The organism is Clostridioides sp. ZZV14-6009 (genome assembly GCF_020658095.1).
In the GTDB taxonomy this organism is placed as follows: domain Bacteria; phylum Bacillota; class Clostridia; order Peptostreptococcales; family Peptostreptococcaceae; genus Clostridioides.
This window is the reverse complement of record NZ_JAGWDG010000002.1, coordinates 454471-477101: the sequence shown is the minus strand read 5'-3', so window position 1 is coordinate 477101 and position 22631 is coordinate 454471. Positions and strand designations below refer to the sequence as shown.

Below are 22631 nucleotides of genomic sequence, written 5' to 3'. Positions count from 1 at the left end.
ACATCTGAAATTCTTTAATTAACAAAATTAGCTTTATCTAAAAATTAAAGTTAATTTACAATAAAAAGTTTACTTTTATGATTTTAAGTGAAGGAGAATGATATGAATAAAATTTGCAAACTGTTAAATATAAAATACCCAGTTATCCAAGGGGGAATGGCATGGGTAGCTACTGCATCATTAGCAAGTGCTGTATCTAATGCAGGTGGACTTGGAATAATAGCAGCAGGAAATGCACCAAAAGAAGCTATAAAGGAAGAGATTGTTAAATGTAAAGAATTAACAGATAAACCTTTTGGTGTAAATGTAATGCTTATGTCACCATTTGTAGATGATATAATAGATTTAATTATAGAAGAAAAGGTTCAAGTTATTACTACTGGTGCTGGAAATCCTGCAAAGTATATGGACAGATTAAAAGAAGCTGGAACAAAAGTTATACCTGTAGTACCAACAATAGCTTTAGCACAGAGAATGGAAAAGTTAGGAGCTACAGCAGTAATAGCTGAAGGTACAGAAGGTGGAGGACACATAGGAGAACTTACTACTATGGTTTTAGTTCCACAAGTTGCTGATGCTGTTAATATACCTGTAATAGCAGCAGGTGGTATTGTAGATGGTAGAGGTATTGTTGCTTCATTTGCACTAGGTGCTAATGCAGTTCAAGTAGGAACTAGATTTATTTGTAGTGAAGAGTGTGCTGTACATTTAAACTATAAAGAATTAGTATTAAAAGCAAAAGATAGAGATGCAATTGTTACAGGAAGAAGTACAGGTCATCCAGTAAGAACATTAAAAAATAAATTATCGAAAGAATTCTTAAAGATGGAACAAAATGGAGCTACTCCTGAAGAATTAGACAAAAAAGGTACAGGTGCTTTAAGGTTTGCAACAGTAGATGGAGATATAGAAAAAGGTTCATTTATGGCAGGTCAAAGTGCTGCTATGGTAAAAAAAATAACACCTTGTAAAGAAATTATAGAAACTATGGTAAATCAAGCAAAAGAGATTATGCCAGGCATAGAACTGTAAATCAGGAGGAGCATGATGGGAAAAGTTGCACTAGTATTTCCTGGTCAAGGAGCCCAATATGTAGGGATGGCTAAGGATTTATATGAAAATAACGAGGTTGCTAAAAATGTAATAGATGAGGCTTGTAGTGCCTTAAATATAGATTTAAAAAAACTTATGTTTGAGGGTAGTGAAGAAGAACTTTCTAAAACTGAAAATACTCAACCAGCTATGGTTACACATAGTGTAGCTGTACTAAAAGCAATACAATCAAAAATAGATTTAAAGTATGATGCATGTTTAGGTTTATCTTTAGGAGAATATAGCGCACTAGTTGCAGCAGATGCAATTGATTTTAAAGATGCTGTATGCCTAGTTAAAAAAAGAGGTAAATTTATGCAGGAAACAGTGCCAACAGGGGTTGGAGCTATGGCAGCTATTTTAGGTTTAGATAGAGAAATATTAGGCAATGTTGTAAAAGATATACAAGGAGGGATTGTAGAAGTAGCAAATTACAATTCTCCTGGTCAGATAGTTATATCTGGTGAAAATGAAAAGATAGAAGAAGCAATGGTAAAATGTAAAGAAGCAGGAGCAAAAAGAGCTGTTAAATTAAATGTAAGTGGACCTTTCCACTCATCAATGCTAAGAGAAGCTGGATTAAAACTAGCTAGTGAATTAGACAAAGTTAATATAACTAAGCCTAAAGTTGATGTAGTAGCAAATGTAAATGCAGATTACTATGAAAATGAAGGTAAAGACTTGCTTATAAAACAAGTAAGCTCTTCTGTACTTTGGGAAGATTCTATAGAAAGATTATTAAATGATGGTTATGATACTTTTATAGAAATGGGACCAGGAAAAACTTTAAAAGCATTTATTAAAAAGATAGCATCTAATAAAAAAGCAAGTGTGAATATTTACAATATAGATGGTATAGATTCTTTAAATGAATTTGTACAAGATTATGGAAATGGAGAGATATAATGATAAATCTTACAGGACAAGTAGCAATTGTTACTGGTGGCTCTAGAGGTATAGGGAAAGAGATAGCAAAGAAACTAGCATCTCTTGGGGCTGATTTAGTAATCAATTATACTTCTAAAGAGGATGAAGCCCTAAAAACTAAAAGTGAAATAGAAGGTATGGGTGTAAAATGTACTTCTATAAAATGTGATGTATCTAAATCTGATGAAGTAAATCAAATGATGGACTCTGTCATAAAAGAGTTTGGAAAAATTGATATATTGGTTAATAATGCAGGTATAACTAAAGATGCATTACTTATGAGAATGAAAGAAGAAGATTTTGATAGAGTCATAGATATAAATTTAAAAGGTGTATTTAATTGTACAAAAGCAGTTATTAAACCTATGATGAAAAAGAAATATGGTAGAATAATAAATATGACTTCAGTAGTTGGAATCATGGGAAATGCAGGTCAAACTAATTACTGTGCATCAAAAGCTGGTGTTATAGGATTTACAAAATCTTCTGCAAGAGAAGTAGCATCAAGAAATATAAATATAAATGCAGTAGCACCAGGATTCATAGAAACAGATATGACTAAAGTACTAAGTGATGATGTAAAAGAATCAACACTATTAAATATACCAAAAAAATCTTATGGTAAACCAGAAGATGTAGCCAATGCTGTAGCATTTTTAGTTAGTGATATGTCAAGTTATATAACAGGACAAGTGTTAAATGTAGATGGCGGAATGGTAATGCAATAATAAAAAATAATACTTTAAAAAGTAGAGAAATCTATTTAAAATAAAAATTAAAATAAAAAATCTTAGGAGGAACACAATGTTTAATAAAGTTGTAGCAATAATAATAGAACAATTAGGAGTAGAGGATAAAGAAATAACTATGGAAACATCATTAATGAAAGATTTAGAAGCAGATTCATTAGATGCAGTAGAAATAATAATGGCACTTGAAGATGAATTTGGTATAGAAATACCAGATACAGAAGCAGAAAACTTCAAATCTATAGGGGACATAGTTAACTATATAGAAGCTAATAAATAGTCGAGCTTTAAAAAAGTGGAGGTATCAGATGAATAAAAGAGTAGTAATAACGGGACTTGGATGTGTTACACCATTGGGAACAGGAAAAGAAGAGTTCTGGAACAATATAAAATCTGGAGTATCTGGTATAGATAAAATAACTAATTTTGATGCTAGCACATATCAAACTCAAATAGCAGGAGAAGTTAAAAATTTTCATCCAGAGGAATATATAAGCAAAAAAGAATTAAAGAGATTAGATAAATTTGCTCAATTTGCAATAGTTTCTGCAAAATTAGCAGTTGAAGATGCAAATCTTGATTTAGATAAAGTTGATAGAGAACGTGTAGGAGTTATAATAGGTTCTGGTATAGGTGGAGTTGAAGCAATAGAAACTCAGCATAAAATTCTTTTGGAAAAAGGAAATAAAAGGGTAAGTTCACTATTTGTACCTATGATGATAGGAAACATGGCAGCTGGTCAAGTTTCAATATTTTTAGGAGCAAAAGGACCTAATACTAATGTATGTACAGCTTGTGCATCAGGAACTCATTCAATAGGTGATGCCTTTAAGGTTATACAAAGAGGAGATGCAGATATTATGGTAGCAGGAGGCTCTGAAGCTGCTGTAACAGGGCTTGCATTTGCTGGATTCTGTAATATGAAGGCTATGTCAACTAGAAATGATGACCCTAAAACTGCATCACGCCCATTTGATAAGGACAGAGATGGATTTGTAATGGGAGAAGGAGCAGGTATTGTTATATTAGAGGACTTAGAACATGCTTTAGCAAGGGGTGCAAAAATATATGCAGAAGTAGTAGGATATGGTTTAACTGCTGATGCATATCATATGACAACTCCAGCTGAAAATGGAGAAGGAGCAGCTAGGTCCATGAATAGGGCTTTAAAAGATGGAAATGTTCCACTAGAAGAAGTCGATTATATAAATGCTCATGGAACTTCAACTTATTATAATGACCTATATGAAACTATGGCTATAAAAACTGTATTTGGAGAAAATGCATATAATTTATGTGTATCATCAACAAAATCTATGACTGGTCATTTATTAGGAGCATCAGGTGCAATAGAAGCAGTTGTTTGTGCAATGAGTATAGAAGATAATTTTGTACCTCCAACTATAAATATACAAGAAGTTGGCGAAGATTTAGATTTAGATTATGTTCCAAATAAAGGTAAAGAAAAAGATATTAGATATGCACTATCAAATTCTTTAGGTTTTGGTGGACATAATGCTACAATTGTACTAAAAAAATATGTATAAATAAATCACAAATATTGAAAATAGAATTAAAAAACAAGCACTTGTTTTTAACTTTATAAGTTTATATTAACTAAATTAAAAGTTCCCTAAATTAGACATTTATTCTAATTTAGGGAACTTTTTTATTAAAATTTAATTCTAGCACATGTTGTAAATCATTTTGATATATTGTATCATAAATTATTGAGAGGTTATATACATGCAAGTTTTTATTCTACAATACACAGAAGGAGGGCTAAAATTTTGAATTTTAGACTACCAAAAAAAAGGTTACCCAAAAAGATAATTTTTATAGCTATAATACTTATTAGTATTATTTTGTTTATAGGATATGACCAAAATGGACTTAAAGAAAGAGAAATTATAAATAAGGGAAAATATATGTCTGAAAGTCTTGTGTCGGATAAGAAGTATGATGAAGCAAAGAAAGTGGTCAAAACTTCTTTTGAATCTATCCCAGAAAAAAAATACAATAAAGTATATAATGAAGTGTGGGATATGTTAAAGACTATTTCATATGTGCCAGATGGAACGAAGATAGTTATTGATTCGTTAGAAAAGATGAGAACATCAGATGTAAAGTTATCCGATGAATGTAGATTTAGTATAGAAAAAAGACTAGCATCAGTGTACATAATGGATAATAATTATTCTAGAGCAGTAGACTTAACTGTAAAGTCTATAAAATTGGCTGAGAAATTAGGGGATAATTATGAAAAAGCAAGACTAGATGTTGATTTGGCGAGCATACTTTTAAAGGTAGGTGGATATGAAACAGCAGAAAAATTAATAAAGGATTCTTTTAAGATAGATGTTGATGAAGATGAAAAAAATGGAATGGTTAGATTATATGCTCTTATAAATTTAGCAGAAATATATGTAGAGTTGGGAGAATATGATAAAGCTATTGAGACATGTAGCAATGTAAAAGACTATAAGAAGTTTGTAAACATAGATGATTACAATGATTTTGAAATAATGGCTTCTATAATGCAGGCAAATGCATATGTAGGAAAAAATGATATATCAAAGGCAAAGACTCTTTTAGAAAGAGCTAATTATCTTATAAAATATGATAAATCAGTTCACATATTAGATAAAGATATGTATTATTATATGGCAATGGGAAATTTGGAATATAAAAGTAAAAATTATGATTCTGCAATAGATAATTATAAAAAAAGTCTAGAGATATCTACTAAAAGAAAGTTAACTCAAGAGAAAATAAAAACTTTAAATGAAATATTAAATATATATGAGAAACAAGGGAATGTAAACTCTGTAAATAAGTATCAGAAGATATTAATAAATGAGTATAAGGAGAACAAAAGTATAAGAGATTCAGAAATTAGCTTTTATATAATTGACAAGGTATCACGTGAAAGTGAGTTTTTTGAAAAAAATAAAAAAGAAATTAAATCTTATAAAATATTATTTAGTGTAATTTTAATTATTACATTGGGTTCTACTTTTTTATATACTAGACTGAAATACTTTAAAGCACAAAATTTACATGATGGACTTACAAATGTTTATAATAGGAAAAGTTTTGATATTATGTATAATAAATACAAAGAAAAAGATGATAACTTTGCACTTGTAATGATAGATATAGATAATTTTAAACTTATAAATGATAATTATGGACATAAATTTGGAGATGTTGTCATAAAGGGTATAGTAAATACTATTTGTGTTATGCTCGAGCAAGAAGATAAAGTATTTAGATATGGTGGAGAAGAGTTTTCTGTATTAATAAGAGATAAGTCTGGAGAAGAAGTGTTTGATATAATTGACAATATAAGAAATGCAATTGCAAATAAAAAATGGAGTGAAGAGGTAACTGTAACTATAAGTGCAGGTATATCCCATATCTCTGACAGCAAAAATATATTAGAAGAAGCAGATAAAAATCTATATAAAGCAAAACAGCTTGGAAGAAATAAAGTAGTGTACAAATAATTGTATATTATATAGATATGAGGTATAAATATGAAACAATCAATAGCTATAGTAACTGATAAGATAACTAAATTATCATCTTTCTTGGAAGAAAATATACGATTGGTTTTAGGAAACTATCTTGATATAAATCACTATTATTTAGAAAATTTGAAAGATGATGATAAAATACAAGGCGATTTTGTTTTAGTAATGAATGATGATAGATTAAATAGCATGAGAAAGCATTTAGTACAAGATAGTAAAATTATAGTTGTGAGAAGAACCTTTAAAGAAAAAGAAATATATGGATTGTTTTCAATACCATATGGAACAGAAGTGTTAGTTGTAAATGATACAAAAGAAACTACACTAGAGACAATAAGTCTATTTTATAAGATAGGAGTAAAAAATTTAAAGCTTACTCCATATATTGAAGGCCAAACTTATGAAAATATAGATATAGCCATAACGCCTGGAGTAACCCAAAAAGTACCAAATTATATAAATAAGGTAATTGATTTAGGAAATAGGTGCATTGATATATCTACTTTTATAGAAATAATAAATGGTCTTAAAATTGATGTCAAGGAAATAAGGAAAAATCTGATGGCATATTCTGAACGTCTAATAAGTTTAGATAATGGTGTCAAAGACAATTATAGACAATTATTTCTAAAAATAGAAGAACAAGATGTTATATTGAATTTGTCAAAGGATGGAATAATATTTACTTCAATAGATGGTGTTGTAAATACATTTAATAAAGAAGTGTTAAAAATTTTAGGTATAGACAGAAATATACGAGGAAAAAACATAAGAGATATTATCTCTAAAGATTTGCAGATTCTACTTGAAGATAAAGAGATTATCGATGAAGTTGTATTTACAAATAAGAAATATATAAATGTAAATAAAAAAAATATATTTTCTATGGGTAATAAAGCTGGTATATACTACAATTTACAAGAGATAACATATATAAAAAAATTAGAACAAAATCTTACTAATAAATTAAGAGAGCAAGGGCAAATAGCAAAGTACACATTTAAAGATATAAAAACTAAGAATAAAAAGATGACAAAGTGTATAGAGTTAGCTAAAAAAATATCTAAATCAGATCTCTCTGTTTTAATAATAGGAGAAAGTGGAACTGGTAAAGAATTATTATCCCAATCAATTCATAATAATTCTAATAGAAGTAATCAGCCCTTTATAGCAGTTAATTGTGCTGCAGTTCCAGATAGCTTATTAGAAAGCCAGTTATTCGGCTATGAAAAAGGTTCTTTTACAGGAGCATTAAGAGAAGGGAAAAAGGGTTTATTTGAACTTGCAAATAATGGAACTATATTTTTAGATGAGATTGGAGATATGCCTCCATTATTGCAGACAAAGTTACTTAGAGTACTTCAAGAAAAACAAGTTATGCCTATAGGTTCTCATAATGTTATAAATATAGATGTTAGAATTATAGCTGCGACAAATAAAAATTTACCTAAAATGATTAGAGAAGGTAAATTTAGAGAAGATTTGTATTATAGGCTGAATGTACTACCAATAGATATACCATCATTAAGGGATAGAAAAGAAGATATAATAACTCTTATGAACTTCTTTTTGGAAAAGAACATAAAAATTTCTCCTGAAGTTGAGGTTATTCTAGAAAAATACAATTGGCCAGGAAATATAAGAGAGTTACAAAATGTTGCTTCTTATGTAAGTTTAATGTGTGAGAGTATGGTTTTTAAAGATGACCTTCCACCCTATATAAAGACCGAATATATTAGTAGTTTTGATGACGGGGTTAGTTATACAAAAAAAGAATTTGAATATATACTTAGAATACTATATGAAAGAAAAGATTTAACTTCTGGAGTTGGAAGAGGTTTTATAATAGAAAAACTTACAGAGGAAGGTATTGAAATATCTGAAAGTAAAGTAAGAAAAGTATTGTCTTATTTGAGTGAGTGTGGATACATATCATCTAAATCTGGAAGATGTGGAAGTCAAATAACACAAGAAGGTATAAAGTTTTACAACAATATAAATTAAATATAAATAGGTTTAGACAATAGGTTTAGACAATAGGTTTAGATAGGTAATAGGTTATAAGTAAATAACCCATTACCTATTTTTATTTGCAAAAAAATTTGTATTTATAGCTAGAAATAAAAAAATATTTGATGGAACCATTGTGAATACTTGATAAATAATAAATAAACGTAAAGTATAAATTTTGGCATATATATTGCTAATTATAGAGATAAGACAACAAAATAATTGGGAGGTTTAATTATGAAATACAAAACAACAGGGACTTGTGCTACAGAAATTGAATTTGAGGTAAAAGATGACAAAGTTACAAATGTAAATTTTGTTGGTGGATGTGATGGAAATTTAAAAGGATTAAAAGTATTAGTTGAAGGTATGAATATAGAAAATGTAATTCAAAAACTAAAAGGAATAGAGTGCAAAACAAAACCAACATCTTGTCCAGACCAACTTTCTCTAGCACTAGAGAGTTATATAAATAAAAAATAAGTACATAAAACAATCAACTAGTTAGGAGTTTAATTATGAAACCAATAATAGGTATTTTAGGAAATCTGATAATAATGGAAAATGGAATGTTTCCTGGGCTTGAAAGATCCTATGTAAATAATGATTATATAAATGCAGTATTAAAGGGAGGAGGTAGCCCAGTTATTATTCCAGTAAATACAGATAGAAAAGTTATAAAGAGACAGATTGAGATGGTTGATGGAGTTTTAATATCTGGAGGATGGGATGTTAATCCTCAATTATATGGTGAAGAAACAAGAGAAGAAACAACATTTATATATCCTGAAGTAGATGAATTTGATTTAATTGCTATAAGTATAGCTTTAGAACTTAAAAAGCCAATACTAGGTATATGCAGAGGGCTACAAATATTAAATGTAAGTCTAGGTGGAACTTTATATCAAGATAATAATCTTGTTGAAGGAAGTTACATAAAACATACACAATCTTCTAAAAGACATGTAGCTACTCATAAGGTAGATGTTCAAGAAGGAAGTATTTTAGAAGGTATTTTAGGACAACAATTACTTACAAATAGTTATCATCATCAAAGTATTAAACAACTTGGTAAAGGATTAAAAGCCATAGCATACTCAAAAGATGGTATAATAGAAGCTATTGAAAAAGAGGATGAAAATTTTGTAGTAGGAATACAGTGGCATCCAGAAATGATGGTAGATTATTGTAATAAAATGGAAAATTTGTTTAAATATTTTGTAAATATTTGTTCAACTTTATAATATACCTTGGAGGGATTAAACATGAACGAAAAAAATAAAATGGGATTAATAAGTATTATACTTTTAGGTATTAATGCAGTTGTAGGAGCGGGAGTTTTCCTATTACCAGGAAACGCAATGAAAGCATTTGGTGTTGCAAGTATATTTGTATATATGTTTGATATGTTATTGGTTTTATCTATGGCGTTTTGTTTTGCTGAAGTGGCAGGTAAATTTAATAAAAATGGTGCTGCATATGTGTATACCAAAGAAGCGTTTGGAGATTTTTTTGGATTTGAAGTAGGTCTTATGAAATGGGTAATAGGATGTATTTCTTGGGGAGCATTGATAGTAGGTTTTCCTACATCTTTATCAGCAGTATGGGCTCCTGCAGGTGACCCACATATACAAAAAATTATAATAGTAGCTATGATAGTTGGGCTTACAATTATAAATTTATTGGGTGTATCTTTATCAAAAATTGTACAAAATGTTATAACAGTAGGTAAACTAATTCCATTGGTATTATTTATAGTGATAGGTGTATTTTTTATAAAAGGAGCTAATTTTACTAATTCAACAATGGTACCACCAGGAGCAGGAGTTACAGAATTTGGAGCAGCAGCACTTTTAATGTTTTATTCATTTACAGGGTTTGAATCTATAGCAGTGGCAGCAGAAGATATGGAGAATCCTCAAAAAAATATACCTATAGCAATTATAAGTGTAATAGTAATTGCATCAATAATATATATATTAAATCAAGTTGTGTGTGTTGGTATATTAGGAGATAAATTATCTAGTACAGCTACCCCTGTTGCAGATGCGGCGAGAATATGTTTTGGAAATATGGGAGCAGGATTAGTTACTTTTGGTACATTAGTTTCTGTTGGTGGAATTTGTATGTGTGGTGCTTTTGTAAATCCAAGAAGCTGTGTAGCTTTAGCTGATGACAAGATGTTACCAAGAATGTTTGCAAGAAAAGATAAAAATGGTACACCATATGTAGCGATAATAGCAACTATGATAATTACTATACCAATAGCTTTGTCTGGAAGTTTTGCTGAATTAGCAGCAATAAGCGCAGTTGCCAGATTTATACAATATATACCTACTTCTTTATCAGTATTAGTATTTAGAAAGAAAAGACCAGAATTAGTAGGAACTTTTAAAACTCCATTTGGAGCAGTAATTCCTTTAATTGCAGTGTGTGTTGGTACATGGTTACTATTCCAAGCGTCTATGCACCAATTAGTTATGGGATTAGGAGCATTAGCAGTTGGAGTACCACTATACTTTATAATGAAGTCTTATAATAGAAAGGTTTATGGAGAAGATTTAAAGAAAGTTATTTAAATTATATTGTAAATATTATTTGACTAACAGAGTAATATTATCAAAAAATTAAATATAAACAAATATATATAAGGTTATATTAAAATATTATTAAATTTTTATTTTAGTATAACCTTATATTGTTATTAATACATGAAAAATATTGTAATAGAGGTAAAATAATAGTATTATGTTTATTAGATAAAAAACTTGTTAGGAGGTAAATTTATGTCAGCAATAACTTTAAAGAATGGTATAGAAGTATCTATTAGAGAAGGTGTAAAAGAAGATGCCCAAGCTATTATAGATTTTTATAATGAAGTAGGCGGGGAAACTCATTTTCTTTCATTTGGGAAAGATGAATATAAAATATCTTTAGAAGACCAAGAAAATTCTATAGAATCAGCAAAAGCATCTGATAACTCAATAAAATTAATCGCATTTATAGATGGAGAGATAGCTGGTATTGCTACAATTGATTCCAACCAAAAAGCAAAAGGAAAGCATGTTGGAGTTTTAGGAATTGTTGTTAAAGAAAAATACTGGGGAGCTGGATTAGGTAAAAGACTTATGTTAGACCTTATAGAATGGTGTAAATCAAATGGAATAACTAAGAAAATAACTCTTGTTACTAATGAAGAAAATCATAATGCTATAGAATTATACAAAAGAGTTGGATTTGAAGTAGAAAGTATATTAAAGAAAGAGTGTTATTATAATGGTGTTTATACTGATTTAATAGGGATGTCACTTTTATTAGGAATATAATTAGTGTACATTTTATCTCGAAAAAATCATATTAAGTATGGTATAATTAAAGAAAGAATATAACTTAATATAATTTTGGAGGACGAATTATGAAAAATCTGTGTAAAATATCAGATGAATATTTAAATAGTAAACTTAAATATTTAAAGTTATTATCAAAACAATATCCGAGCATATCGAAAGCAAGTACTGAAATAATAAATTTAGAGGCTATATTAAATCTTCCAAAGGGAACAGAACATTTTATAACAGATGTACATGGTGAATATGAGCCATTTGTACATGTTTTAAAAAATGGTTCTGGTGTAATAAAGAGAAAAATAGAAGAATTATTTTCAAATACAATAAGAGATAGTGAAAAAAAGATGCTAGCAACTCTTGTATACTATCCTGAGCAAAAACTAGACTTAATAATTAAACAAGAGGAAAATATAGATGATTTTTATAGGATAAATATCTATAGACTTATAGAGCTTTGTAAGTACGCTTCTAGCAAATACACTAGGTCAAAAGTTAGAAAACTTTTACCAGAAAATTTTAAATACATAATAGAAGAACTTTTACATGAACACATTAAAAGTGAACATAAAGAAGAATACTATAAAAGTATAGTTGAGACAATAGTTGATATAGGGATAGCTAAAGAGTTTATAATTGCAATTTCCACAGTTATACAAAAGTTAGTTGTTGACAGACTACATGTTATAGGTGATATTTATGATAGAGGTCCAAGACCAGATATAATTGTAGATAAGCTTATTGAACATCATTGTGTAGATATTCAGTGGGGAAATCATGACATACTATGGATGGGCGCAGCATCAGGTGAAAAAACTTGTATAGCAAATGCACTTAGAATTTCAGCTAGATATGCAAACCTAGATATTGTAGAAGATATATATGGGATAAATTTATTACCTTTAGCTACTTTTGCAATAGAAATGTATAAAGATGACCCATGTAAAGAATTTATTCCTAAGATTAATGACCAAAGTGTTACAACAACAGAAAAGTCTTTAATGGCAAAAATGCACAAGGCAATAAGTATAATTCAATTTAAACTTGAAGGTGAAGTGATAAAAAGAAGACCTGAGTTTGAAATGGAGCATAGGCTTTTGCTTAACATGATAAATTATGAAGAGGGAACAATTACCTTAAAAGGAAAGACATATAAACTAAAAGATACTTATTTGCCTACAATAGATAAAAAAGACCCATATAAATTGAGTATTGAAGAAAAAAATGTTATTGAAAAATTAGTGTCTTCATTTAGAGGTAGCGAAAAATTACAAAAGCATGTTTCATTTTTATTTTCTAAAGGAAGCATATATTTAAAGGCAAACTCAAATTTATTAATTCATGGATGTGTCCCATTGAATGAAGATGGAAGTTTTATGTCTATGAATATAATGGGAAAAGAGTATAAAGGTAAAATCCTTATGGATAAGATGGAATCTCTAGCAAGAGAAGGTTTTTTCTTTAAGGATAAAGCAGAAGAAAAATTATATGGTATGGATATTATGTGGTATTTGTGGACTGGAAAATGTTCATCATTATTTGGAAAAGACGATATGACTACATTTGAGAGATATTTTATAGCAGAAAAAGAAACTCATAAAGAAAATAAGAATCCATATTTTAAGCTTAGAGAAAGTGATGTTGCTTGTGAAAGAATATTTGAAGAATTTGATTTAGAACTTGATGAATCACATATAATAAATGGGCATGTTCCTGTAGAAAGTAAAAATGGAGAGAGCCCAATAAAAGCTAATGGAAAAATTCTTGTTATAGATGGTGGTTTTTCTAGAGCATATCAAAAAACTACTGGTATAGCTGGATACACTTTGATATATAATTCTAGAACTTTACAACTAGTATCACATGAACCATTTAATTCTGCTGAGGAGGCTATTGCGAATGAAAGCGATATCCTATCGACAACTGTTGTAGTAGAGCATAAGGCAAAGAGAAAAATGGTGAGAGATACTGATGAGGGTCTAAAAATACAAGAAGAAATAGAAGACTTAAAATTACTTTTAATGGCCTATAAAAAAGGGCTAATAAAAGAAATGTAAACAATAAAAAACTAAGATGACTCTATACTTGAGAGTGGTCTTAGTTTTTATTTTTATAATAATTTACTTATTAAGTGAATCCTAAACAATAGGGTTCATTTTTTTATAGATAAATATTATTAAAAAAATTATATATGTTTTGGTAATATTCCTTGTCCTTTATAAATAGAATTATATAAACAAAGGAGGAGGACAAGAAATGAATAAACTTTCAGATGAAATAATAAACTCTCTTTCTACAAACATAAGAGAGAAGGTAGAAAAAATCTCAAACAATAATCTAAACATAGAAGAAATTAGATTACGTTCACAAAAACCATTGATACTAAATGCAAACTCTAAAGATTATTTTTATAATCAAAAAACTATGGTACTTGATTTAAATCAGCACGATTCATATATAGTGACAAGGGAAGATATAGAGCAAACTTTTCAAATAATATGTAAATACTCAATACATTCATTTATGGATGATATAAAAAAAGGATTTATAACTTTGAGAGGAGGCCATAGAGTAGGGTTAGTTGGAAAAGTAATAGTAGAAGATGGACAAGTCAAAAATATAAAACACATATCATCTTTAAATATAAGAGTATCAAGAGAAGTCATAGGATGCTCAAATAAGATTTTAAGTCATATCATAAAAGGTAAAAATCAAATTAATAATACTTTGATAATATCACCACCTCAATGTGGAAAGACAACTTTAATTAGAGATATAGTAAGAAATTTAAGTAATGGTAATGAGGAATATGGATTTAAAGGATTGAAGGTAGCACTAGTAGATGAACGTAACGAGATAGCAGGGGCTTACTTAGGGATTCCACAGATGGATGTTGGAATAAGGACTGACATAATAGAGACTTGCCCAAAAGATTTGGGTATTACAATGCTTTTAAGGTCCATGTCGCCAAATGTTATCGTGACAGATGAAATTGGAAGTGAGAAAGAAATAAAGGCATTATATACAGCATTAAATGGAGGTATTGGATTAATAACTACTGTACATGGAGATTCAATGGACGATATACAAAATAGAAAAGAGCTAAACAGACTCTTAGACAAAGAATTGTTTAAAAAAGTTATAATTCTTTCTGCTAAGAAAGGTGCAGGAACAATTGAAAAAATTTATGATTTAGAAGAAAAGAGATGGTACTTTGCAAATTAAGATAATTATTATAGCACTCTTAATAGGAAGTAGTTATTTGATAGGTGAGCATATATACAAAACCTATACACGAAGACACAAACAGCTAAATGATTTAATAAGAGTTTTAGAAATATTAAGGATGGATTTATCTTTTGGGCTTTATACATTAGAAGAAATTTTTAGAAGGATAGGATGCAATAAAGACTTTTGTTTTTGGGGTTTTTTCTATCAAATCTCAGAAGAACTTCACAATGAACAAAGCAAAACTTTAGAAGAGATAATATCAGAGAATACTGAAATTTTAGTTAAAGAAACTTATCTTGGAAGTAAAGAAATTGAGGAATTAAAAAATCTAATTCTTACCTTGGGAAAAAGTGATATAGAGTCCCAACAAAGAATGATAGATTTATCTATAGAAAATCTGAAAAAACAAACCTATGAAACAAAAGAAGACATAAGTAAAAAAGGGTTACTATATAAAAAATTAGTAACATTTATAGGCATAGGTATATGTATTATATTGATTTAATATGGGGAGGTTTATTATGGAGATATCATTGATATTAAAGGTTGCAGGTGTAGGTATTCTAATATCAGTATTGAATATGATATTGGAAAAAACAGACAGAAAAGATTGGGCAGGACTTACTACTTTGGCGGGTGTAATAATCGTGTTGGGAATGGTAATAACAGAAATAAGTGATTTATTTAATACTGTAAGAACAATGTTTCAACTTTACTAAAGAGGAGGGAGTAATTTGGAAATAATGCAATTAATAGGAATTGCAATCATTTCAACTACACTCTGTTTAGTAATAAAAAAAGATAGACCAGAGATAGCAAATTTCATAGCAATAATAACTGGAGTAACAATATTATTATCAGTTATGTTTAAGCTAAATTTTATAATAGATAGCATACAAGATTTAGCTAATAAAGCTAATATTCCAACTATGTATATATCTTTAATAATAAAATTAATTGGAATAGCATATTTAATGGAATTTGCAATACAACTTTGTAAAGATTGTGGGGAAGGAAACATTGCTTCAAAACTAGAGTTTGGAGGAAAAATAATAGTTATGTCAATGTCTTTCCCTATACTTTTATCCATTGTAGAAATGGTGGTGAATATAATTCCATAGTTATTTATGTTGAAGTAGATAGCTATAGATATATTAGTTGTTATTTAAAGGATATTTTGTTGTATTGAGGTTTATAGAGTGAAGAGAGGCATGGTTGCTTATGAAAAAAAGATTTTTACCAATGATTATGGGATTTGTATTGACTTTCTTTTTTGTAAATATCTTTGCCATTATAATATTTGCTAATGAGGTTCCAAGTAGCGAAGATAAAGAATATGGTGAAGCTAAGAGTAGCATAGATAAATATATTGATGGTCAGTTAGACAAGCTAGATATAAATGAAATTCAAGATTATATAAATAAAGAAATAGTTATTAATGATGTTAATTTAAAATCGTTTGTAAAAGACTTAATTAGTGGAGAAAAAAATATTTTAGATTTATTTAATAAAGATGGACTGAAGATATTGATGTTTGATGAGTTTAAAGCAAGTTTAAAGGTAGTGGCAGTAATTTTAGTATTAGCTTTATTGTCTTCTATTTTAAAAAGTTTAGAGAATTCTTTTTCATCAGGTGCAGTTAGTCAAATAGCAACGTATATAATATTTATCACAATGGTATCGCTCACTTTAATTGGATTTAAAGATGTACTACAAATTTGCTATGATGCAATAGACCATACTGTAGGTCTTATGCAAGTCATAATGCCAATACTAATAACATTTTTACTTTTAATTGGATTTCCAATAACATCTACCACTTTAAATCCTATTTTTATAGGTGGAGTGACATTTATAAATGTGTTTTTCAAGAAATTTTTATTTGTATCAGTAACTGTTGCATTTGGAATTCTAATAATAAATAATTTATCAAAAAACATAAGGCTGAAAAGATTTTTTTCTTTTGTCAAACAAATAAATTATGTTTCTATTGGGGCTATGTTTACCGTATATTTAGGACTTGTATCTATACAAGGGTTATATGTAACTAGTTTTGATAAATTCAGTGTAAAAACTGCGAAGTTTGCTATAGGTAACTTTATACCAGTTGTTGGTGGATTTGTATCAGATTCTGTGGATATTTTACTATCTTCATCTCAACTTATAAAAAATATATTTGGTGGAATAGGACTTATCTTACTCATTGGGATTTGTTTACTTCCGGTGATAAAAATTTTATCCGTAATAGTGGTATATAAATTGGCAGCAATAATTGTAGAGCCTGTTGGAGAAGATGGAATATCAAATTTTTTAAATGAAGTCGCAAATCTAATGATAATAATGTTAGCATCAGTAATTGCTATAACAATAATGTTCTTTGTGACTGTAGCTATTTTGACCTCGATAAGTGTAGTAAGTCAAGGATAATGTATAGATTAATAAATAGTAATTACTTTTAATCTAAATGTTTTAGAGAGGAGGATGCTATGTTAGAGGGCATAAAGGCATGGATAGTTAGTATTTTAATAGGAGCATTTATAGTAAATATAGTTGATATGATTTTACCTAGTTCCAAGATAAAGCCATATGTGAACTTGGTGTTAAATTTTATATTTGTATTTATTGTAATAACTCCAGTGGTAGGATTTTTTTCAAAAGATATGAGCTTAGAAGATAGAGTTTTAAAATCTATGGGAAATTACAATAAGGAATATGTAGATAGTACAAATGCTTTAGCAGAAGAGACTGGGAATACTGGCTTGTCTAAGGGGTATGAAGATGGTTTAAAAGAAGTGCTTAAGCTAAAGCTTGATGAATATGGTTATGATTTAGAAGATATAGAGCTTAATGGTGCAAATATAAATAATATAAAAATAAAAGAAAAAAATGATATGTCAAATAGCAATAGTGATGAAGAAAATAAAAATAATAGTACTAAAGGAGATGAAGATAGCATAAACTCTAATGACAAAGAAAATTCTAAACAAGTTTTTAAAAAAGGTACAGAGTATGGACTGAATCTAAATGAAGACAAACTAAAAAATGACCTAATAAAAGTGCTTGATGTTTCTATAGAAACTATACAAATTGATAAATAGGAGTTGGAAAAATGTTTAAAAACTTAAACGACAAAGATAAGAGAAAGGTATATTCACTAATAACTATAGCTGGAATATGTGTAGTGTCATTAGTACTATTATCTTGTTTTCCAAGTAGCAAAACTGATAAAAAAGTTGGAAAAACAGATGCTGACAAAAAGACTGAAAAACAAGTTGCTAAGGAACATGAAAAAGACGATTTAGAATCAAAATTAACAACAATACTATCTAAAATTGATGGAGCAGGAGATGTTGATGTAATGATTACATTTGAGTCAAGTGAAGAAATACAACCTGCTTTTAATTCAAATCAAACAACAGAAACAACAGAAGAGAAAGATGCACAAGGTGGAGAAAGAACAGTTACAACTTCAAGTGAAAATAAAACAATGATAACTTCAAATTCAAGTGACCCTGTAGTTATAAAAACTACAGAGCCAAAGATAAAAGGAGTGATAGTAGTAGCAAGTGGAGCTAGTAATCCAAATGTCAAAGAAACACTTTATAGTGCAGTTCAAACATCATTACAAGTAGCAGGTCATCAAGTAGAAATATATTCTAAATAAATACATATAACCGGGGGGATAAATGAATGAAGTTTAATTATAAGGGAAGAGGATTTGTAATAATAACTTTAACTGCAATGTTAGTAATAGTAGGAACAGTAAATTATCAACTTAGCAAGAAATCTTTACTAGAAACATCAAAAGAATTTAAAGCATACGAAGAAGCTCAATTACAGAAAAATACTACTGATGATAGTGATAGTAGCAACAAAGAAGATTCAGATGCAACAAATAAACAAGATAGCAAAGAGAGTGCTGACATTGATATAGTTGATAGTAAGGCTAGTAAGGTGAAGGAAAAAGTAACTGAAACAAGTAAGGAAATAAAAGCTCAATTATCATCTGAAAAGAATATGAAAAAAGCATCTTATATTTTAGATATGAAAATGAATAGAGAAAAACAAAGAAATGAATTAGTTCAGGATTTAAATGAAATGATAAATAATCCATCTACAACAGAGGAATCTAGAAAAGAAGCTTCTAATATGAAATTAAATATAGTTAAAACTCAAGAAAAGGAACTTCAAATAGAAAATCTTTTGAGTACAAAAGGATATGAAGAAGCATTAGTTTATATAAGTGATAGCAAAGTCAATGTTGTTGTAAATGAAGCTAAGTTAGATAAGAAAGATGCAGCAAAAATATTTGATTTGGTTGCAGAACAAGCTAATGTAAAGTATGAAAATATTAAACTTACAAATAATAATACTAAGTAAATTATAAACCTCAGAATTAACTGAGGTTATTTTCTTGCAAAGTAGAGTTGTATTTGGTATTATTATACTTATAAAAATAGTTCCTTAAAATCAGGAGGTAAGTTTTAATATGGAAGATAATAAATTTGGACAAGTAAAAATATCTAATGATGTAATAGCTACAATAGCTGGTTTAGCAGCATTAGAAGTTGAGGGCATAGAAACTACAGCAACATTAACAGATAAGTTGTTAAAAAATAATGGAGTAAAAATACAAATAGAGGAAGAGGATGTTAATTTAGACGTAATGGTTATGATAAAATATGGCATGTCAATACCAGATACAGCTTTTAAAGTTCAAGAAAATGTAAAAAATACTGTTGAGACAATGACAGGACTGAAGGTTTCTCAAGTAAATATACACATTCAAGGAATCAGCTTTAAGAAAGATAAAGTTGATAAAGAAGAAGTAAAAGCAACTAAGAAAAATTAATATTAGCCCTCTGAAAAGTCAGAGGGTTTTTTGTTGGCATTTGATTTTATATAGATAATTAAACTTAAAGGAGAATTTTAATTGATGAAAAAAGATAGGGCACAAAAAAGTACAACAAGGGAATATATAATGAAACTTATATACCAAATAAATATTAATAAAGAGGAATTTGAAGGTTTAGACGATAAAGTAGATTCTTTCTTAAAAGATAATTCAGAACATATTATAAATAGATATGAAGAACTTACACTTAAGTACTCAAATAATGCAAAATTAAAATTAGAAGATACTAAACTTGAAGATATAATAGATAGAGAATATATAAATACAGTATGTAAAGCACTAAGAGAGAATCATGATAAGATAGATGAATTAATAAATAAGCATGCTAAAAATTGGACAGTAGATAGAATGCCAAAGGTAGATGTGTCTATACTTAGATTATCAGTGTGTGAAATAGTTTATTTAGACACTCCTAATAAAGTATCAATAAATGAAGCTGTGGAACTTGCAAAGATATATTGTGATGATAAATCACCTAAATTTATAAATGGAATATTAGGAAGTGTTGTTGATGAAATTGGACAATAATATAATAATTGGAATTGATACTAGCTGCTATACTACTTCTATAGCAGCTATCTCTTTAGAGAAGAAAGTTATTTTTAATGAAAAAATAATGCTAGAAGTAAAGGCAAATTCAAAAGGATTGAGGCAGAGTGAAGCTGTGTTTCAACACGTAAATAATTTAGGATTACTTAGTGATAGGATAAAATCATTTGGGGATAAATTTGTCATAGAAGGAGTTTGTTCATCTATTAAGCCTAGACCAGTTGAAAGTTCATACATGCCTGTATTTAATGTTGGGTACAATTTTGGAAAGTTACTGTCAAGTATACATGGATGTAAATTTTATGAAACTACTCATCAGGAAAATCATATTGAGGCTAGTTTATTAAATAGTAAATTGAAAAATAATAACAAATTTATTTCTGTTCATATGTCAGGTGGTACAACAGAGATACTTTTGATAACTAAGCATGATAATAATTATGATACAAATGACAAAGATTTAGATGTAATAACTAAAATAAGTAATAAAATAAATTTAGATGCAATAGCTAAAATAAATACTAAAAAAGATGGTAAAAGTAAGTTATACAATAATTTTGGATATAATATAAATATAATTGGAGGAAGTAAAGATATTAGCTTTGGACAACTTATAGACAGAATAGGTGTCAAGCTAGGATATAAATTCCCTTCAGGAAAATATCTAGATGAAAATGCTTTAAATTGTAATCTAAAAATAGAAAGTGGTCTAAAAACTTCTGTAAGAGATGGATATATGAATTTATCTGGATTAGAAAATCAGGTGAATAAAATTATAGATGACAATAGAGATGATATTAATAAAGATAAAAAAGAATATATATCTAAATTAGTGCTGGATTCAATAGTTAGAAACATGTTTAAATCTTTAATATATTTATGTGAAGCTTACAATGTAGAAGAAGTAGTTTTTGCAGGTGGAGTTTCTGCAAGTAAGTATATCCTTAAAGAATTAAGTTTAAAACTAAGGGGAAATTGTATAAAAGCTCATTTTACAGAGCCACAATATTCAACTGATAATGCTGTTGGGTGTGCTATAATAGGATTGAATAACTTTTTAGGAGAAAAAATATGAAACTAAGAGCTTTAGATATAAGCGAAGCAAATTCATATATTAAAAGAATTTTAATAAATGACCCAATACTTTCTAATCTTAAAGTCAAGGGAGAAATTTCTAATTTTAAAATACATAGTAGTGGAAATGTTTATTTATCATTAAAGGATGAAACTTCAAAGCTAAACTGTGTAATTTTTAAAAGTAATTTTAATCGTAATCTAAAATTAGACAATGGAGTAAAGGTTGTAGCTAGTGGATATATATCAGTCTATGAAAGAGATGGTGCATATCAATTATATATTAACGAAATTGAAATAGAGGGAATTGGGAATTTACACATAGAATTTAACAAATTAAAAGAAAAACTTAATAAGGAAGGTTTGTTTGATTCTAAATACAAAATACCTATACCTAGAATGCCGAATTCAATTGGAGTTATAACATCTCCAACAGGAGCTGTTATAAGAGATATAATAAATGTAATAAAAAGAAGATATCCAAAAGTCAATATAAAGCTTTATCCAGTAACTGTTCAAGGAGATAAGTCAGCAGAAGAAATATGTGAAGCAATTAGATTTTTTAATCATATGAAGAATGTGGATACAGTTATAGTTGGTAGAGGCGGGGGTTCAATAGAAGAACTTTGGTCTTTTAATGATGAAATGGTAGCAAGAGAAGTTTTTAACTCTCAAATTCCAGTAATATCAGCAGTTGGGCATGAAACTGATTTTACTATTTGTGATTTTGTATCTGACATGAGAGCTCCAACACCATCAGCAGCGGCTGAGATTGCAACTCCATCATTAGAGGATATAAAATATAAACTTGGGAATATAAAAAGCAGACTGAACAAGTCTCTTATAAACCAAGTTGAATTAGACCAATACAAGTTAGAATCAGTGTTTAATAAAATAAATAACTATTTAGATTCTTACACAATAAAAGATAAAGTTATACAATTAGATAAAATATATGATAAAATAATTTTTGGAATAGAAAATAGTTTAAAATTAGAAGATGAAAAATTAATAAAGGTTGGAGCATTACTTCATAACCTAAGTCCATTAGCTACTATGGACAGAGGTTATAGTATAGTTCAAAAAAACGGAAAAGTAATAAATAGTATAAAAAGATTGAAAACTGAAGATAACATAGATATAGTATTAAAAGATGGAAATTTAGAATGTATAATAGATAAAATTGAAAATAAAGAGGTATAAT

Annotated in this window: 24 protein-coding genes; all 24 read left to right on the top strand. The window is 28.5% G+C overall.

Annotated features, from left to right (window positions below; genetic code table 11):
- Window positions 1–102 precede the first annotated feature (102 nt).
- The 24 genes from fabK (at window position 103) to xseA (ending at window position 22630) form a co-directional block, all read left to right on the top strand.
- A complete protein-coding gene (gene fabK, locus KGF36_RS05530; RefSeq protein ID WP_227827093.1) occupies window positions 103–1032 on the top strand; it encodes an enoyl-[acyl-carrier-protein] reductase FabK in 930 nt (309 codons plus the stop codon).
- A gap of 15 nt (window positions 1033–1047) precedes the next feature.
- On the top strand, window positions 1048–1998 hold the full coding sequence (fabD, locus tag KGF36_RS05525) for an ACP S-malonyltransferase (RefSeq protein ID WP_227827094.1): 951 nt from the start codon (window positions 1048–1050) through the stop codon (window positions 1996–1998).
- Window positions 1998–2747, top strand: a complete 750-nt coding sequence (gene fabG / locus KGF36_RS05520; protein WP_227827095.1) for a 3-oxoacyl-[acyl-carrier-protein] reductase — start codon at window positions 1998–2000, stop codon at window positions 2745–2747. The genes fabD and fabG overlap by 1 nt, the downstream gene beginning before the upstream one ends.
- Window positions 2748–2823: 76 nt before the next feature.
- Window positions 2824–3048, top strand: a complete 225-nt coding sequence (gene acpP, locus KGF36_RS05515) for an acyl carrier protein (RefSeq protein ID WP_227827096.1) — start codon at window positions 2824–2826, stop codon at window positions 3046–3048.
- 28 nt (window positions 3049–3076) lie between these two features.
- Window positions 3077–4315, top strand: a complete 1239-nt coding sequence (fabF, locus tag KGF36_RS05510) for a beta-ketoacyl-ACP synthase II (protein ID WP_227827097.1) — start codon at window positions 3077–3079, stop codon at window positions 4313–4315.
- 243 nt (window positions 4316–4558) lie between these two features.
- Window positions 4559–6277 carry a diguanylate cyclase gene (locus tag KGF36_RS05505; protein WP_227827098.1) on the top strand — a complete coding sequence of 573 codons (1719 nt, stop codon included), beginning with the start codon at window positions 4559–4561 and terminating at the stop codon, window positions 6275–6277.
- A 30-nt stretch (window positions 6278–6307) separates the two neighbouring features.
- Entirely contained in the window at window positions 6308–8308 is a 2001-nt protein-coding gene (locus tag KGF36_RS05500) for a sigma 54-interacting transcriptional regulator (protein ID WP_227827099.1), read from the top strand.
- A 243-nt stretch (window positions 8309–8551) separates the two neighbouring features.
- Window positions 8552–8797 carry a TIGR03905 family TSCPD domain-containing protein gene (locus KGF36_RS05495; RefSeq protein ID WP_227827100.1) on the top strand — a complete coding sequence of 82 codons (246 nt, stop codon included), beginning with the start codon at window positions 8552–8554 and terminating at the stop codon, window positions 8795–8797.
- A 35-nt stretch (window positions 8798–8832) separates the two neighbouring features.
- Entirely contained in the window at window positions 8833–9558 is a 726-nt protein-coding gene (locus KGF36_RS05490; RefSeq protein ID WP_227854592.1) for a gamma-glutamyl-gamma-aminobutyrate hydrolase family protein, read from the top strand.
- 21 nt (window positions 9559–9579) lie between these two features.
- Entirely contained in the window at window positions 9580–10893 is a 1314-nt protein-coding gene (locus KGF36_RS05485) for an APC family permease (RefSeq protein WP_227827102.1), read from the top strand.
- Between the two features lie 207 nt (window positions 10894–11100).
- Window positions 11101–11640 carry a GNAT family N-acetyltransferase gene (locus KGF36_RS05480; protein WP_227827103.1) on the top strand — a complete coding sequence of 180 codons (540 nt, stop codon included), beginning with the start codon at window positions 11101–11103 and terminating at the stop codon, window positions 11638–11640.
- An 89-nt stretch (window positions 11641–11729) separates the two neighbouring features.
- Window positions 11730–13715: a fructose-1,6-bisphosphatase gene (locus tag KGF36_RS05475; RefSeq protein WP_227827104.1), complete on the top strand. Its 1986-nt coding sequence runs from the start codon at window positions 11730–11732 to the stop codon at window positions 13713–13715.
- Between the two features lie 199 nt (window positions 13716–13914).
- Window positions 13915–14883 carry a stage III sporulation protein AA gene (gene spoIIIAA, locus KGF36_RS05470; RefSeq protein ID WP_227827105.1) on the top strand — a complete coding sequence of 323 codons (969 nt, stop codon included), beginning with the start codon at window positions 13915–13917 and terminating at the stop codon, window positions 14881–14883.
- Window positions 14873–15394 (top strand): stage III sporulation protein AB, encoded by a 522-nt coding sequence (locus tag KGF36_RS05465; protein ID WP_227827106.1) that lies wholly within the window; start codon window positions 14873–14875, stop codon window positions 15392–15394. The genes spoIIIAA and KGF36_RS05465 overlap by 11 nt, the downstream gene beginning before the upstream one ends.
- Before the next feature lie 16 nt (window positions 15395–15410).
- Window positions 15411–15608, top strand: a complete 198-nt coding sequence (gene spoIIIAC, locus KGF36_RS05460; protein ID WP_009888937.1) for a stage III sporulation protein AC — start codon at window positions 15411–15413, stop codon at window positions 15606–15608.
- Window positions 15609–15632: 24 nt separating this feature from the next.
- Window positions 15633–16010: a stage III sporulation protein AD gene (gene spoIIIAD, locus KGF36_RS05455; RefSeq protein WP_227434329.1), complete on the top strand. Its 378-nt coding sequence runs from the start codon at window positions 15633–15635 to the stop codon at window positions 16008–16010.
- A gap of 100 nt (window positions 16011–16110) precedes the next feature.
- Window positions 16111–17316: a stage III sporulation protein AE gene (gene spoIIIAE / locus KGF36_RS05450; protein WP_227434117.1), complete on the top strand. Its 1206-nt coding sequence runs from the start codon at window positions 16111–16113 to the stop codon at window positions 17314–17316.
- A 59-nt stretch (window positions 17317–17375) separates the two neighbouring features.
- Window positions 17376–17987: a stage III sporulation protein AF gene (locus KGF36_RS05445; protein WP_227827108.1), complete on the top strand. Its 612-nt coding sequence runs from the start codon at window positions 17376–17378 to the stop codon at window positions 17985–17987.
- A gap of 11 nt (window positions 17988–17998) precedes the next feature.
- Entirely contained in the window at window positions 17999–18553 is a 555-nt protein-coding gene (locus KGF36_RS05440) for a stage III sporulation protein AG (RefSeq protein ID WP_227827109.1), read from the top strand.
- A gap of 26 nt (window positions 18554–18579) precedes the next feature.
- Window positions 18580–19269, top strand: coding sequence for a SpoIIIAH-like family protein (locus KGF36_RS05435; protein WP_227827110.1), 690 nt, complete (start codon window positions 18580–18582; stop codon window positions 19267–19269).
- Window positions 19270–19378: 109 nt separating this feature from the next.
- Window positions 19379–19741: an Asp23/Gls24 family envelope stress response protein gene (locus KGF36_RS05430; protein WP_227434121.1), complete on the top strand. Its 363-nt coding sequence runs from the start codon at window positions 19379–19381 to the stop codon at window positions 19739–19741.
- An 84-nt stretch (window positions 19742–19825) separates the two neighbouring features.
- On the top strand, window positions 19826–20332 hold the full coding sequence (nusB, locus tag KGF36_RS05425) for a transcription antitermination factor NusB (protein ID WP_227827111.1): 507 nt from the start codon (window positions 19826–19828) through the stop codon (window positions 20330–20332).
- The gene (locus KGF36_RS05420; RefSeq protein WP_227827112.1) at window positions 20316–21428 is read left to right on the top strand and encodes an O-sialoglycoprotein endopeptidase; all 1113 of its coding nucleotides are present in this window, start codon (window positions 20316–20318) and stop codon (window positions 21426–21428) included. Before nusB ends, KGF36_RS05420 begins: the two co-directional genes overlap by 17 nt.
- On the top strand, window positions 21425–22630 hold the full coding sequence (gene xseA / locus KGF36_RS05415; RefSeq protein ID WP_227854591.1) for an exodeoxyribonuclease VII large subunit: 1206 nt from the start codon (window positions 21425–21427) through the stop codon (window positions 22628–22630). Before KGF36_RS05420 ends, xseA begins: the two co-directional genes overlap by 4 nt.
- The last annotated feature ends 1 nt before the right edge of the window (window position 22631 follow it).